The following is a 13,760-nucleotide window of genomic DNA, read 5'->3' on the forward strand; positions in this document are numbered from 1 at the left end:
CTAAGTAGAAAATGAAGGAGTATAACGCTGATTGAATGACAGCCGTTCATTGAAGAGGAAGTTAAGAATCTAATTAATAGGATAAAAAATAGGGGGAAAAATTCTTGCCTAGCTAAGTTAATTAACGATGCGTCTTGGTATTAGTTCAATGTCTGATTTGAATACTTAGACCAAGTATTTAATTCAGACAGGGTTACGGTTAGAAATCCTGCATCAGCAAATCGCCTCAACGAATCAAGAATCAAGCGCGTCTGTAGACCGGAGAGTGTCAAAAACGTTTGTGGGTAAAAAAATACAAAATAGGCTTAGGGAAAACTGTCAACCTTTTTCTGCTAGGCATCTTAGCCTGGGTTCTGGACGATCGCTTATAAGACTTGCACCCCAACTCTGACTGTAATGGGTGAAATTTTATCAGTTTCTTGATAGAATTGATGTTCGCGGCCCGAGAGTTGACTGCACAATAAGACAAGTTTCACCAGTTGTGAACCGCGCTGCTACATTGCACCTACCGACTGAGCCGGCAGGTGGGTTTTGTGTCTGCAGGCGCTGACGAAAGCAACTCAACAGCGCAGCAAGCAAAATAACGCTAAAGTTACTATCTACCTGTGTTCGCTGCAAGGCTACCCTTGCGGACTCAGGAAAAACACACACAAAAAACTCGTGAAGCGCAGCTATCCCGTAGGGAATCGCCAGCAATGTATCTATTTGCAGGGCGGCGATTTCCCAAAGAATCACTGCTTTTTAACAGCAGGGTATTCTAGGAGACATCTCCGAGACGATGCGAGCGAGATAATTTAAAATCTGCAAACAGGGTTTCAGTGCTAAGTACAGGCAGCATCGACGTAAATTTTTATCAAATCAGCTTCCAATATGCTGTTTTAAAATTTACTAGGCTCCCACCGCTCGGCAGCCTTCTCTCCGAGCTATAAAAACGCATCAACCACACAATCACGGAAATAACATTCAATTAACATGGGTAACACGATCGATCCAAACAGAAACGTGCATCAGACTGAGCGAGGAACTCCCTATGCCGGCCAAAGCTGGTTAGTGGAAGAAAGAGATGCCTGCGGTGTGGGGTTTATTGCCAACCAAAGCGGCGAAGCGACCCACTCGATTATTGAAAAAGCACTCCCAGCTTTAACTTGTTTAGAACACCGTGGCGGTTGCAGCGCCGACCAAGATTCCGGCGACGGTGCGGGTTTAATGACCGCGATTCCTTGGGAATTGCTGGATGCTTGGTTTGCCGAACAAGGAATTGTGCCTCCGGCGCGGGAAAACTGCGGCGTGGGAATGCTGTTTCTGTCTCAAGATAAATTTCAAGCAACTATAGCGCGGCAGGTGGTTGAGCAAGTTCTGACCGATCGCGGGCTAACAGTTGTGGGATGGCGCAAAGTTCCCATTGTACCGTCGGTTTTGGGCGAGCAAGCGCTAGAACATCAACCTCAAATCGAACAAGTAATAGTCAGTTCACCGCACTTAGCCGGAGACGAACTCGACAGAAACCTATTTCTGGCGCGCCGCACGATCGGACACGCCCTGTCAAATCGCCCCAACTTCACCCGCCGAGAATTTTATACTTGCTCTTTCTCTTGCCGCACGATCGTCTATAAAGGCATGGTGCGATCGGCCGTACTGGCAGAATTTTACCAAGACCTGAAAAATCCCGCTTATAAAAGCTCCTTTGCCGTTTATCACCGGCGCTTCAGTACCAACACGATGCCCCGCTGGCACTTAGCCCAGCCGATGCGCTTGCTGGGACACAACGGGGAAATTAACACGCTGTTGGGCAATCTTACCTGGATGACGGCGCGGCAAGCCAATTTAGCTCACCCGAATTGGAGTCAAGCGGACATCGACACGTTCAACCCAATTGTCAAATCCGAAAGCAGCGATTCGGCAAACTTGGACAACGTGATGGAATTGTTGGTGCACTCCGGCCGCACCCCCCTAGAATCCCTGACAATTATGGTGCCCGAAGCCTACAAAAATCAGCCGGATTTGGCTCCTTATCCAGAAATTGTCGATTTTTACGAATATTACAGCGGCATTCAAGAACCTTGGGACGGCCCGGCACTGCTGGTGTTCAGCGACGGCAAACAAGTAGGTGCTACGCTCGATCGCAACGGTTTGCGGCCGGCCCGCTACTGCATTACTAAAGACGGTTTGGTAATTGTGGCTTCCGAAGCCGGAGTTGTCGATATTCCCGAAGCAGATATTGTCGAAAAAGGCCGTTTGGGGCCCGGACAAATGATTGCAGTTGACCTGCAAACCAACGAAATTCTCAAAAATTGGCAACTCAAGCAGCGCATTGCTAAGCGGCATCCCTACGGCGAATGGCTGAAACAAAACCGCGAAATCTTGCAGCCGCAGCCTTTTGCGGAAACCGCAACCCTCGACTCGCAAACGCTGTTGGCCACCCAAACTGCTTTCGGCTACACGGCCGAAGATTTGGACATGGTGATCGTCGAGATGGCGAGCTCTGGGAAAGAACCGACTTTCTGCATGGGCGACGACGTTCCCTTAGCTGTGTTGTCAGAAAAGCCTCAGTTGCTGTACAACTATTTCAAACAGCGGTTCGCTCAAGTGACAAATCCGCCGATTGACCCCCTGCGCGAGGGGATGGTGATGTCGCTGACGATGAGTGTGGGTCTGCGGGGCAATTTACTGCAAGCAGTGCCGGAAAATGCCAAGCGGCTGAAAATTGATTCCCCCGTACTCAACGACGCTGAACTGTATTTCTTGAAAGAGCAAAAGTCTTTCCCGGCTACCGAATTGTCAACGCTTTACAAAATTGCTGCCGGGCCTGGAGGTTTGAAAACCGCAGTCGAGCAACTTTGTCAAGAGGCGGCTCAAGCGGTGCGCGAGGGTTCGAGAATTCTGATTTTGAGCGATCGAGCTTTGAAGGAAGAAGGAAGAAGGAAGAAGGAAGAAGGAAGAGGGGAGAAGGAAGAAGGAGATGTATCTTCTGCTGTGGGATTGAGTGCTGAATATACTTACATTCCGCCCTTCCTGGCAGTTGGCGCGGTTCACCACCACTTAATTAGCGTCGGGCTGCGGATGCAAACTTCGCTGGTTGTCGATACGGCCCAGTGCTGGAGCACTCACCACTTCGCTTGTTTGCTCGGTTACGGGGCGGTGGCTGTTTGCCCTTACTTGGCATTGGAAAGCGTGCGCGCCTGGTGGTCTGACGCCAAGACTCAAAACTTGATGCAGCACGGCAAAGTTCCCAATATTACCGTGACACAATCTCAAGCTAGATACCGCACAGCGGTGGAAAACGGCTTGCTGAAGATTATGTCGAAAATGGGGATTTCGCTGCTGTCTAGCTATCAAGGAGGGCAAATCTTTGAGGCGATCGGCATTGGCGGCGATTTGCTCGATTTGGGTTTCAAAGGCACTGTTTCCCGCATCGGCGGTTTGAGTGTGGCGGAACTGGCTAACGAGGTAATGTCTTTCCACAGTCAGGCTTTCCCAGAATTGCACCTCAAAAAGCTGGAAAATTACGGCTTTGTGCAGTACCGCCGGGGCGGTGAATATCACATGAACAGCCCGGAAATGGCGAAGGCTTTGCACAAGGCTGTGACTACTTTTAACGAAGGAAAAAGAAAGAAGGAAGAAGGAAGAAGGCAAGAGGAAGAAGGAAGCAACGGTAACGGTAATTCAGTCCTTGGCGCGAGCGGGGACGATCGCACTGAGGCAAAAACGGCTTACGATCACTACGAGGTTTACAAGCAACAGCTCGAAAATCGCCCGGTAACGGCTTTGCGGGATTTGCTCGATTTCCAGAGCGATCGCCCTCCCATTGCGATCGAAGATGTAGAATCTGTAGCAGATATTGTCAAGCGGTTCGCCACCGGCGGTATGTCCCTCGGCGCTTTGTCCCCGGAAGCCCACGAAACGCTAGCGATTGCGATGAACCGCATCGGCGGCAAATCCAACTCCGGCGAGGGCGGCGAAGACCCGGTGCGCTACAAAGTGCTAAACGATGTGAGCGCAGCCGGTTTGTCACAAACGCTACCTCACTTGAAAGGTTTGCAGAACGGCGATACAGCTTCTTCATCAATCAAACAGGTAGCTTCGGGACGTTTCGGCGTGACTCCTGAGTACCTGATGAACGCCCAACAAATTGAAATTAAAATCGCACAAGGTGCGAAACCGGGTGAAGGCGGTCAATTGCCGGGGCCGAAAGTAAGCGAGTATATTGCTTATTTGCGCCGATCGAAACCGGGTGTGACGCTGATTTCGCCTCCTCCTCACCACGACATTTATTCGATCGAGGATTTGGCGCAGTTGATTTTTGACTTGCACCAAATCAATCCGAAAGCAGGAGTTTCGGTGAAGTTGGTGTCGGAAGTCGGCATCGGGACTGTAGCCGCTGGTGTCGCCAAGGCAAATGCTGATGTGATTCAAATTTCCGGTCACGATGGCGGCACTGGTGCTTCTCCATTGAGTTCGATTAAGCACGCAGGTTCTCCGTGGGAACTCGGATTGACAGAAGTTCACCGGGTGCTGATGGAAAATAAATTGCGCGATCGAGTTTTGCTGCGCGTTGACGGTGGCTTTAAAAGCGGCTGGGACGTGATTGTAGGCGCTTTGATGGGTGGCGAAGAGTACGGTTTCGGCACGGTGGCAATGATTGCAGAAGGCTGCATTATGGCTCGCGTTTGCCACATGAATAGTTGTCCGGTGGGTGTGACTACTCAACAAGAACACTTGCGGAAACGGTTCCCCGGAACGCCGGAACACGTTGTTAATTTCTTCTATTTCGTAGCACAAGAAGTGCGGAGTTTGTTGGCGAAATTGGGTTATAAGTCGATCGCAGATATCATCGGCCGTGCGGATTTGCTGAAAATGCGCGATGGGGTGAAACTAACTAAAACTCAAGCGATTAATTTGGATTGTTTGACGAAGTTACCGGATACTAAGAGCGATCGAGCTTTCTTGATCCACGGCGACGTAAACACCAACGGGCCTGTGTTAGACGACGATTTGCTGGCGGATGCTGAGATTCAAAGTGCGATCGCCAATCACGGCACTGTTAGCAAGAATGTAAAATTGGTGAATACCGATCGCACTGTAGGCGCAAGAATCAGTGGTGCGATCGCACAGCAACACGGTAACACCGGCTTTAGCGGTCAAATCACCCTCAACTTCACTGGTAGCGCGGGCCAAAGCTTCGGCGCGTTCAATTTGCCGGGGATGACGCTGGTACTGTCAGGCCAAGCCAATGACTACGTTGGTAAAGGAATGCACGGCGGCGAAATCGCGATCGCACCGCCGGCTGGTGCGACTTATGATGCTTCTGAAAATGCGATCGTCGGTAACACTTGTTTGTATGGTGCGACGGGCGGAACTCTGTTGGCTGCGGGTAAAGCTGGCGAACGGTTTGCGGTGCGTAACTCGATGGCGAAAGCTGTGATTGAAGGTGCGGGCGATCACTGCTGCGAGTACATGACTGGCGGCGCGATCGTCGTGTTAGGAAAAGTCGGCCGCAACGTCGGCGCTGGAATGACTGGCGGCTTGGCTTATTTCCTCGATGAAGATGGCAGTTTCCCGGCTCATGTCAACGGGGAGATTGTGAAGATGCAGCGGGTTTGTACGGCGGCTGGGGAGGCGCAATTGAAGGAGTTGATTGAGGCTCAGTGCGATCGAACTGGCAGCAAGAAAGCTGAGAAGATTTTAGCAAATTGGTCGGAATATTTGCCTAAGTTCTGGCAAGTTGTGCCGCCAAGTGAAGCGAATTCGCCGGAGGCTTCGGAACAAAAGATTGCTGTGGAAGTGTAATTTTACAGTTGCTTAAATAGATGAGGGGCGACGCGAGTTGCCCCTTTTTTAATCAACTTTGCTGAATCAAGGTATGATAAACTTATAGTGCGATCGCAGACAAGCGAAAATGATTTATTTGATTTTGATACGGAACTGGAACATCTGCAAATTTTAGATAGTGAATTAGTAACTGAATTGAATATCTTAGCAACTTGCTGTTTAATTTAGAATAACAAAGACTTTTTCGTTTTAGGCGAGCCAAATAATGCCTTAATCTTGTCTTCTCACCCTCAACTCTTATCATATATGTTTTGCTAATAATCTGATCTCCATCGGGAATAAACTTTGGGTAAACTTTCCATCCATCTGTCACATAAAAATTGCATTTCCATTTATTAACAATCTCCCATAGTGGTTCAAAGGTTTTGGCACTATGGCCGCCTAAAACCCATCCTATAATACCTGGTTTAAAATGGTCTACTGCGGTCCATAACCTGGTGCAAGTTTTTTTTGAGCCAACAAATGTCTCTAATTCATCTAATTCTCCCACTTGTGGAGTTATTTCTGCCTCATAAAAATCTGACAAGAGTTTTCCTACTTGTTTGACCCAATTAATGATTGTCGTATGATGCACATTTTTGACTCTCCCAATTGCTCGAAAACCCAGGCCATTGACATACATTTTGAGACATTCACGTTTCACATCTTCAGAATAACCTTTATGAGGTTGATAGCCCTCTATAAATTGTCTACCACAACCGACACAAATATAATTCTGTTTACCTTTTTTATGACCATTTTTATTAACATGAGTTGACTGACATTCAGGACATTCTATAAGCTCTGCGTTTTGTGAAGTGTTATTTTTTGGCGCTCGTACTCTCAAATCATCATACCCTAATTCACAAACGCCGGCATTCTTTATCTGACGGGGGTAGTGTTCCTCGCTATTAACCGTGATATCCCGGTCAAGCGGGTTTTTGAGATTGTTAATTATTGGTAGATATTGGCAGGTTTACCCGCCCCTTGTATCTTAAAAGAGTCTGTCAGGCGATCGTACCGATACTCAGGCGATCAAGCTGTCACTCAGGCGATCGACCTCATCATAGTCGATCGCGCACCTCGGTTCAGGCTCAAAATATACACAACTTAATATATACGGTGACTCTGCCGGATTTCGATGCGACTGATGAAATTCCGCTACCTTTGTGAGATTATGAAAAGAATATGAAAATTATTTAACGGTAAAACCAATGACTCACCCCGAAAACAGACCCAGCCTTCCTGAAGTCCACCGCAGCATCCCGGTTCCCAACAGCAAAGGCTTCTGGCGTACAATGCTGGCTTACGCAGGGCCTGGATATTTAGTTTCAGTGGGTTACATGGACCCCGGAAACTGGGCGACTGATTTAGCGGGGGGAGCAAAGTTTGGCTATGCGCTATTAACTGTGATTTTGCTATCTAATTTGATGGCAATTTTGCTGCAATCACTCTGCGTGCGTTTGGGAGTGGCAACGGGACGAGATTTGGCACAAGCTTGTCGAGATTATTTCAGTCCGCGAGTTAGTTTTTTGCTGTGGATACTTTGTGAAATTGCTATTTCAGCTTGCGATTTAGCGGAACTTGTTGGAAGTGCGATCGGACTGCAATTGCTATTTGGCATTCCCTTAGTTTGGGGTGTGTGCATCACTGCGCTAGATGTGATAATGGTGTTATTTTTACAAGGGAAAGGATTTCGTTATATCGAAGCTTTGGTAATTACGATTATTGCAATTATTGGCGGTTGTTTTATTGCCGAAATATTTTTTGCCAAACCAGATACCGGAGGAGTTTTACTCGGTTATGTTCCGAAGCTAGAGATTTTGCAAAATCAGGGAATGCTTTATATTGCGGTTGGTATTTTAGGGGCAACTGTGATGCCGCACAATCTTTACTTGCATTCGTCGATCGTGCAAACTCGTGCTTGGCAAGAAACCTCCGAGAAAAAATGGGAAGCAATTAAATTTGGCACAATTGATTCTACCGTAGCGCTGTCAATAGCTTTGTTTATTAATTCAGCAATTCTGATATTGTCTGCTGCAACATTTCACTTTTCGGGCTATCAAGAAGTAGCTGAAATTCAAGATGCTTACAAACTCCTTTCTCCGGTACTGGGGGTGAGTTATGCTAGTGCAATTTTTGCCTTTGCTTTATTAGCTTCGGGGCAGAATTCAACCTTGACTGCAACTCTAGCAGGACAGATTGTGATGGAAGGGTTTCTAAATTTTCGACTGCGACCTTGGTTGCGACGCTTGCTGACTCGACTGATTGCAATTGTGCCGGCTTTGATCGTAATTATCTTGTTTGGGGAAGGTAGTACAACTAATTTACTGGTTTTCAGTCAAGTGATTCTCAGTTTGCAATTACCGTTTGCAGTAATTCCCTTGGTAATGTTTACCTCAAACCGCAACTTAATGGGAGAGTTTGTGAATCCATTTTGGCTGAAAGCCTTAGCTTGGTTAGTGGCTAGTATTATAGTAGGATTAAATAGTTGGCTGTTATTACAAACCATTTTCTAGCAATCTGAGGCTAAATAAAACTACAAAAATAAAACCCGCCGGCGCGGGTTTCATCTTAAAGCTAATTGTTAATAAGTGCTAATTTCAACTACTTCTTAGGAACAAGAACCTCATGAGCGGCCACGGGACGCGCCGAGGAAGCAGTAGTTTTCAAAAGTGCGATCGCCTGCGCGTAGCAAGGATCGTCCTTAGTCGCAACCAACATCGGTTTGTTAGCTAATTTCAGCTTTTGTTCGTCTGTGATGTCCACCTTAACATCGGGAGTAACCCCCTTGTGGCTGATATCCGTACCGTTGGGAGTATAGTAGTGAGCGATCGTCACCGCCAATCCCGAACCGTCAGCCAAAGAATGCACCGACTGCACCAAAGCTTTGCCAAAAGTTTGGCCGCCCATCACAGTTGCGCGCTTATTATCCTTCAGAGCACCGGCCAAAATCTCGCTGGCGCTGGCAGAGTTATCGTCCACGAGCACCACCAAAGGCTTGTCAGTTATTGCAGTGCGGTTTGCGCGCATTTCCTGAGAATCGCCCGCGCGATCGACTGTGCGGACGATCGCCCCTGTATCCATCCACATCCGAGCGATATCAATACTCACTCGCAGTAACCCGCCGGGATTGCCCCGCAAATCCAAAACAAAAGCGTCAGCTTTCTGATCCGAGAGCTTTTTAATCGCCGCCTGCATTTGTTCGCCCGCGTGGGAGCTAAACTCTTGCAAACGGATGTAACCCACATTCTGACCGCCTTCATTCTTGAGGCTGTAGCGAACCGCTGCTACCTCAATTCTCGCCCTAGTCAGAGTAATATCAAATTCGCTTTTGCCCTCACGAGCAATCCGCAGCGTGACTTTCGTGCCTTCGTCGCCCCGAATTATCTGAGCCGCATCCGAGACAGTCATGCCTTTGGTAGTTTTGCCGTCAATCACCAAAATCCTATCGCCCGCTAGAATCCCTCCCTTCAGGGCCGGGGAATTTTCCATCGGCTCGACTACGGTAATCACTTTCGTTTTCTCGTCTTCTTCCAGCCTCATCCCCACCCCTGTCAATTCCCCGGATGTCTGATTCGTCAGCGCTTCATACTGCTTCGGGTCCATGAAGCGGGTGTAGGGGTCGTTTAATTTCTCTAGGGCTTTGCGGAGGGCGGTGTAGGCAGCTTCGCGAGAGGTATAATTTTTGCTCAGCAGTTCTTGGCGGGTCACTTGCCAGTCAGTCTTGTTAAAGCTGCCATCAACATAGTCTCGGTTCACAATTTGCCAAGCTTCATCTAAGACAGCTTTGGGGCTATCTTGAAGCTCGGCGCGGACTGATTGACTCAGCCCAGGAACGAGTAAAGATATCGAAGCGGTTGTTGCCATCGCCCCACTGAACAGGGCTGCCTGTAATTTAGAAAAGCGTCTGCGGGCTTGATTCATTGAATTTGGCTCAATTCGATTTTAGATTTTAGATTTGAGATTTTATATTGCTAAAAAATCTCACACTACTACTTCAACTATTGTGTGGAGGCTCCACCATCCCTTTGGACAGTTTAACGAGATTCATAGTCGATCGCCAACCAATTATTACTCTCTTTCAATAAACTTAATTTAAAACTTGGATTTATAAAGTGCCGTGGAAGCTAAAATCGAACAATTTTCGCGTAAGTGGTTGAGCCTGCTCCTTAATGGAGTTATCGGTCTAGCAGCGCTGGCGGGGGTCGTCGCCATGCAGTCTAGCGGGGAGTTGGGCGGAATGTCCCCAGTTGGCGTTCAGGGGCAGAAGCAGCCTTCTGGAATATCTGCTGCCCAGTTCAAGCAAGCTGCACAGCAAGAAGCGCAGCAAGAAGCCCTGCGGCTAAAAATGCTCAAAACTATTCCTAGTTTTGGATTTGACAATTTAATTGCAGATTGGACATTTCTCAAATTTTTGCAGTATTTTGGCGACGACGAAGCCCGAGATGTGACGGGCTACGATCTGAGCCAAGATTATTTTGACATAGTTACGCAGCGCGACCCGCGGTGGGCTGACATCTACCTGTTTCTTTCCACAGCTATTTCTTTTTATCAGGGAAAGCCTGAAACTGCTGTTAACTTTATAGAGCGTGGTACTAGGGCCCTTGCCGTTTCGCCGCAACTTCATTCCCAATCCTGGATAGTGTGGCGAACTAAAGGTATTGATGAGTTGCTGCTGTTGGGGGATATTCCCGACTCAATTCGCTCTCACGAAATGGCCGCTGATTGGGTGGAAGGAAGCCCGCAAGGGTCGAAATTGGCGCCGATGTTTCGAGCAACTGCTGAGTATTTGCGCCGAGATCCCGATAGCGTGCCGGTGCGGTTTAATGCTTGGAGCACAGTTTATGCTCAAACAACTGATAAGTTGGTGCGTCAAAGGGCGAAACAAGCTCTTGTGAAGTTGGGAGCTCAGGTGCAAAAAGATAAGGATGGAAACGAGAGTTTTATTTTGCCGCCTCGAAAGTAAGCAGAAGGAAGTTCGGCAACGGATTCTGTAACGGATGTAACGGATGTAACGGATTTAACGGATTTAACGGATTTCAGTCCGATGGAAGTCGGAAGAAGGAAGAAGGGAAATGCAGTCGCAGTAATAGTTTCAGATATCAAGAATGTCCTAAATGTCAAGGCTGTTGACTGTAATTCTCCAATCTAAAATCTAAAATCTCACATCGGCTTGAGTTAGTTCCCGCCATTCACCGGGTTGGAGGCCTTCGAGACGCAAATGCCCGATCGCACACCTGACTAGCCGCAGCGTCGGAAACCCTACTGCTGCAGTCATCCTGCGGACTTGGCGGTTCCGGCCTTCTGTGAGAGTCATTTCCAGCCAAGCTGTCGGTATGTTTTTGCGAAATCTAATCGGTGGTTCGCGGGGCGGCAAAGGTGGTTCTGCTGACAATAATTGCACTTTTGCCGATCGAGTCCGATAATCTTGAATTGTGACACCTGTCTGCAAAGCTGCGATCGCACTTGCATCAGGAATTCGTTCCACTTGCACCCAGTAAGTGCGGGGATGAGCAAATTTCGGGTCACTGAGGCGGTGCTGCATTTGTCCATCATCGGTTAGCAGCAACAAACCTTCACTATCGCGATCGAGCCTTCCTACTGCATAAATGTTAGGAATAGGAATATAGTCTTTGAGAGTGCTGCGTTTAGTTTCGCTGGAGTTGTCAGTGAATTGAGTTAAAACATCATAAGGTTTGTAAAATAGAATGTAACGATAAGGCATAACAAATTTAAAAATAAGAATGTACTAATGTCAATAAATTTGTAGGGGCGGGTTTCACCGACAATAATTGGCTAAAACTCACAATCTCAAAAACCCGCCCCCACCCAACGTCAAACCAATTTCTATCTCTCTTTTCTCCCTCCTCTGCGCCCTCTGCGGTTCCTAAAAAAATAAATTTTGTTAACCAGCGATTCAAACCTGCTATAAAATATTCAGCCTTTAATAGCATCGCAAATCTCAACTACCCAATTTTACCATGCCCGAAGCCACACACCGCGTTTGCATCGTCTTAGGAACTCGCCCGGAAGCGATTAAACTAGCCCCAGTAATTCAACTCTTCAAAAGTTCGCCAACCTTTGACACCCAAGTAATTTTAACCGGTCAGCACCGAGAAATGGTCGAACAAGTAATGCGAATGTTCGATCTAAAAGCCGATCGGGATTTAGCAATTATGCAGCACCAGCAAACCTTGACGGATATTACATCCCGGAGTTTGCAGGGTTTAGAAGCCTTGTTTAAAGAATTGCAGCCCCACATCGTCTTAGTACAGGGCGATACAACGACAGCGTTTGCCGCTACTTTGGCTGCATTTTACCAGAAAATACCCGTAGGTCACGTAGAAGCCGGATTGCGGACAGACGACGTGTTCAATCCTTACCCCGAAGAGGCTAACCGACGGTTGATATCTCAGCTCACAAGGCTGCATTTTGCCCCGACAGAGCTGGCCCAAGAGAATTTAGGGCGATCGGGCGTTTTGGGAGAAATTCACCGTACAGGCAACACAGTAATCGATGCTTTGCTTTCTGTCGCCAAACGCGAACCAGAATGCAACATTCCTAACTTAGATTGGAGCCAATATCGCACTATCTTAGCAACTGTTCACCGTCGCGAAAATTGGGGAGAACCCTTACAAGGAATTGCTCACGCATTTCTCCAAATCTTAGATAAATTTCCCGATACAGCCTTGCTCTTACCTCTACATCGAAATCCCACAGTCCGAGAACCTTTAAAAGCTCTTTTAGGCGACCATCCCAGAATCTTTTTAACAGAACCATTGGATTATGCAGAATTAGTAGGAGCCATTCAGAGATGTCATTTAATCCTCACAGATTCCGGCGGCTTGCAAGAGGAAGCACCTAGTTTGGGCAAGCCCGTTTTAGTATTACGAGAAACCACAGAAAGACCAGAAGCAATTTCTGCAGGTACTGCTAAACTTGTAGGTACAAATTCTGATACAATTTTCTCGGCAGCGGCAGAATTGCTCAGCAATTCCGAAGCATACAACGCAATGGCAATGGCAATTAATCCCTTTGGTGACGGTTTGGCCGCTTCGCGGATTTTGAAAATTGTTGAAGAGTATTTTAGTTAACTACTCCATCGCGAGTTGGGCAGTTGAAGCCGTAATTAAACAAATAAAGTCCCCGCAGAGGGGGACTAATTCCTGTTAAAAAAAACTCGGTTTATACCTCCATTCTCGAATTACCAATCCCCACCGCCACCCCCACTACTAGAATCGCTGCTACTACTGCTACTGCTGTAGTCGCTACTGTTACTGCTGTAGTCGCTGCTACTGCTGTAGTCGATACTGCTACTGCTGTTGTAGTCGCCGCCACCGCAATAATCGCTACTGCTACTGCTGTAATCGCTACCCCCACCGCCACCGCTGGAGTCGCCACCGCCAAAGCTACCCCCGCAGTCGCTACTGCTACTGCTGTAATCGCCACCGGCACCGCCACCGTTGGAGTCGCCACCGCCAAAGCTACCCCCGCAGTCGCTACTGCTACTGCTGTAGTCGCTACTGGTACAGTAATCGATGCTGTTACTGCTGTAGTCGCCAGCCCCACCACAATAGTTGTGACTGTTACTGCTGTAATTGTGATTGTTACTGCTGTAATTGTGATTGTTACTGCTGTAATTGGGACTGTTAGTGCTGTAATTGCAATTGTTACTGCTGTAATTGCGCGGATAACAGCGGTGGCGGTAACGAGATATCCGAGAAAATAAGCTGCGAAATATCCTGAAAATAATGAAGCAAGGTATAAACGCTATGAATGCTATGAATGCTATGAATAACAACCCAAGTAAGCCATAGACTAAATTCGATGAATCTTCATCTGTGGATGTACTATTGCTAATAACTGGCGATTGACTAGGGCGTAGGTACAGTATTAGAACTTGACAAAAGTAGGAAAGCATGATAAGTGAATTTAGGAGCTTGTTAAAT

General features: G+C 47.6%; 10 protein-coding genes. 6 read left to right on the forward strand and 4 right to left on the reverse strand.

Features of this window, described 5'->3' with window-relative positions:
* The first annotated feature begins 972 nt into the window (after window positions 1-972).
* Window positions 973-5,787: a glutamate synthase-related protein gene (locus QUA36_RS20180; protein WP_333458862.1), complete on the forward strand. Its 4,815-nt coding sequence runs from the start codon at window positions 973-975 to the stop codon at window positions 5,785-5,787.
* Window positions 5,788-5,869: 82 nt separating this feature from the next.
* Here the strand turns inward: QUA36_RS20180 and QUA36_RS20185 are convergent, their stop codons facing one another.
* Window positions 5,870-6,607, reverse strand: a complete 738-nt coding sequence (locus QUA36_RS20185) for an IS1 family transposase (protein WP_333458869.1) — start codon at window positions 6,605-6,607, stop codon at window positions 5,870-5,872.
* A gap of 158 nt (window positions 6,608-6,765) precedes the next feature.
* Here QUA36_RS20185 and QUA36_RS20190 point away from each other — a divergent pair, with 158 nt between their 5' ends.
* Window positions 6,766-6,981, forward strand: a complete 216-nt coding sequence (locus tag QUA36_RS20190; RefSeq protein ID WP_333458863.1) for a hypothetical protein — start codon at window positions 6,766-6,768, stop codon at window positions 6,979-6,981.
* A gap of 41 nt (window positions 6,982-7,022) precedes the next feature.
* Complete coding sequence (locus QUA36_RS20195) at window positions 7,023-8,327, forward strand: Nramp family divalent metal transporter (RefSeq protein WP_333161352.1); 1,305 nt, start codon at window positions 7,023-7,025, stop codon at window positions 8,325-8,327.
* Between the two features lie 88 nt (window positions 8,328-8,415).
* Here the strand turns inward: QUA36_RS20195 and ctpB are convergent, their stop codons facing one another.
* Window positions 8,416-9,735 carry a carboxyl-terminal processing protease CtpB gene (gene ctpB / locus QUA36_RS20200; RefSeq protein WP_333452433.1) on the reverse strand — a complete coding sequence of 440 codons (1,320 nt, stop codon included), beginning with the start codon at window positions 9,733-9,735 and terminating at the stop codon, window positions 8,416-8,418.
* A 196-nt stretch (window positions 9,736-9,931) separates the two neighbouring features.
* On the opposite strand from ctpB, the gene QUA36_RS20205 reads away from it, so the two are divergent.
* Window positions 9,932-10,777: a hypothetical protein gene (locus QUA36_RS20205; protein WP_333458864.1), complete on the forward strand. Its 846-nt coding sequence runs from the start codon at window positions 9,932-9,934 to the stop codon at window positions 10,775-10,777.
* A gap of 189 nt (window positions 10,778-10,966) precedes the next feature.
* On the opposite strand, the gene QUA36_RS20210 is transcribed toward QUA36_RS20205, so the two are convergent.
* Complete coding sequence (locus QUA36_RS20210) at window positions 10,967-11,536, reverse strand: pseudouridine synthase (RefSeq protein ID WP_333458865.1); 570 nt, start codon at window positions 11,534-11,536, stop codon at window positions 10,967-10,969.
* A 256-nt stretch (window positions 11,537-11,792) separates the two neighbouring features.
* Here QUA36_RS20210 and wecB point away from each other — a divergent pair, with 256 nt between their 5' ends.
* Window positions 11,793-12,905: a non-hydrolyzing UDP-N-acetylglucosamine 2-epimerase gene (gene wecB / locus QUA36_RS20215; protein WP_333455422.1), complete on the forward strand. Its 1,113-nt coding sequence runs from the start codon at window positions 11,793-11,795 to the stop codon at window positions 12,903-12,905.
* Window positions 12,906-12,996: 91 nt separating this feature from the next.
* On the opposite strand, the gene QUA36_RS20220 is transcribed toward wecB, so the two are convergent.
* Window positions 12,997-13,380 carry a hypothetical protein gene (locus QUA36_RS20220; protein ID WP_333458866.1) on the reverse strand — a complete coding sequence of 128 codons (384 nt, stop codon included), beginning with the start codon at window positions 13,378-13,380 and terminating at the stop codon, window positions 12,997-12,999.
* 10 nt (window positions 13,381-13,390) lie between these two features.
* On the opposite strand from QUA36_RS20220, the gene QUA36_RS20225 reads away from it, so the two are divergent.
* Entirely contained in the window at window positions 13,391-13,540 is a 150-nt protein-coding gene (locus QUA36_RS20225) for a hypothetical protein (RefSeq protein WP_333458867.1), read from the forward strand.
* The last annotated feature ends 220 nt before the right edge of the window (window positions 13,541-13,760 follow it).

Origin of the sequence: Microcoleus sp. Pol10D4 (assembly GCF_036701555.1) — a bacterium.
GTDB lineage: Bacteria > Cyanobacteriota > Cyanobacteriia > Cyanobacteriales > Microcoleaceae > Microcoleus.

What these genes read in the sequence shown, in the direction of transcription:
- QUA36_RS20180 (WP_333458862.1), top strand. Translation starts at nt 973, where the DNA reads ATGGGTAACACGATCGATCCAAACAGAAACGTGCATCAGACTGAGCGA.
- ctpB (WP_333452433.1), bottom strand. Translation starts at nt 9,735, where the DNA reads ATGAATCAAGCCCGCAGACGCTTTTCTAAATTACAGGCAGCCCTGTTC.
- QUA36_RS20195 (WP_333161352.1), top strand. Translation starts at nt 7,023, where the DNA reads ATGACTCACCCCGAAAACAGACCCAGCCTTCCTGAAGTCCACCGCAGC.
- wecB (WP_333455422.1), top strand. Translation starts at nt 11,793, where the DNA reads ATGCCCGAAGCCACACACCGCGTTTGCATCGTCTTAGGAACTCGCCCG.
- QUA36_RS20210 (WP_333458865.1), bottom strand. Translation starts at nt 11,536, where the DNA reads ATGCCTTATCGTTACATTCTATTTTACAAACCTTATGATGTTTTAACT.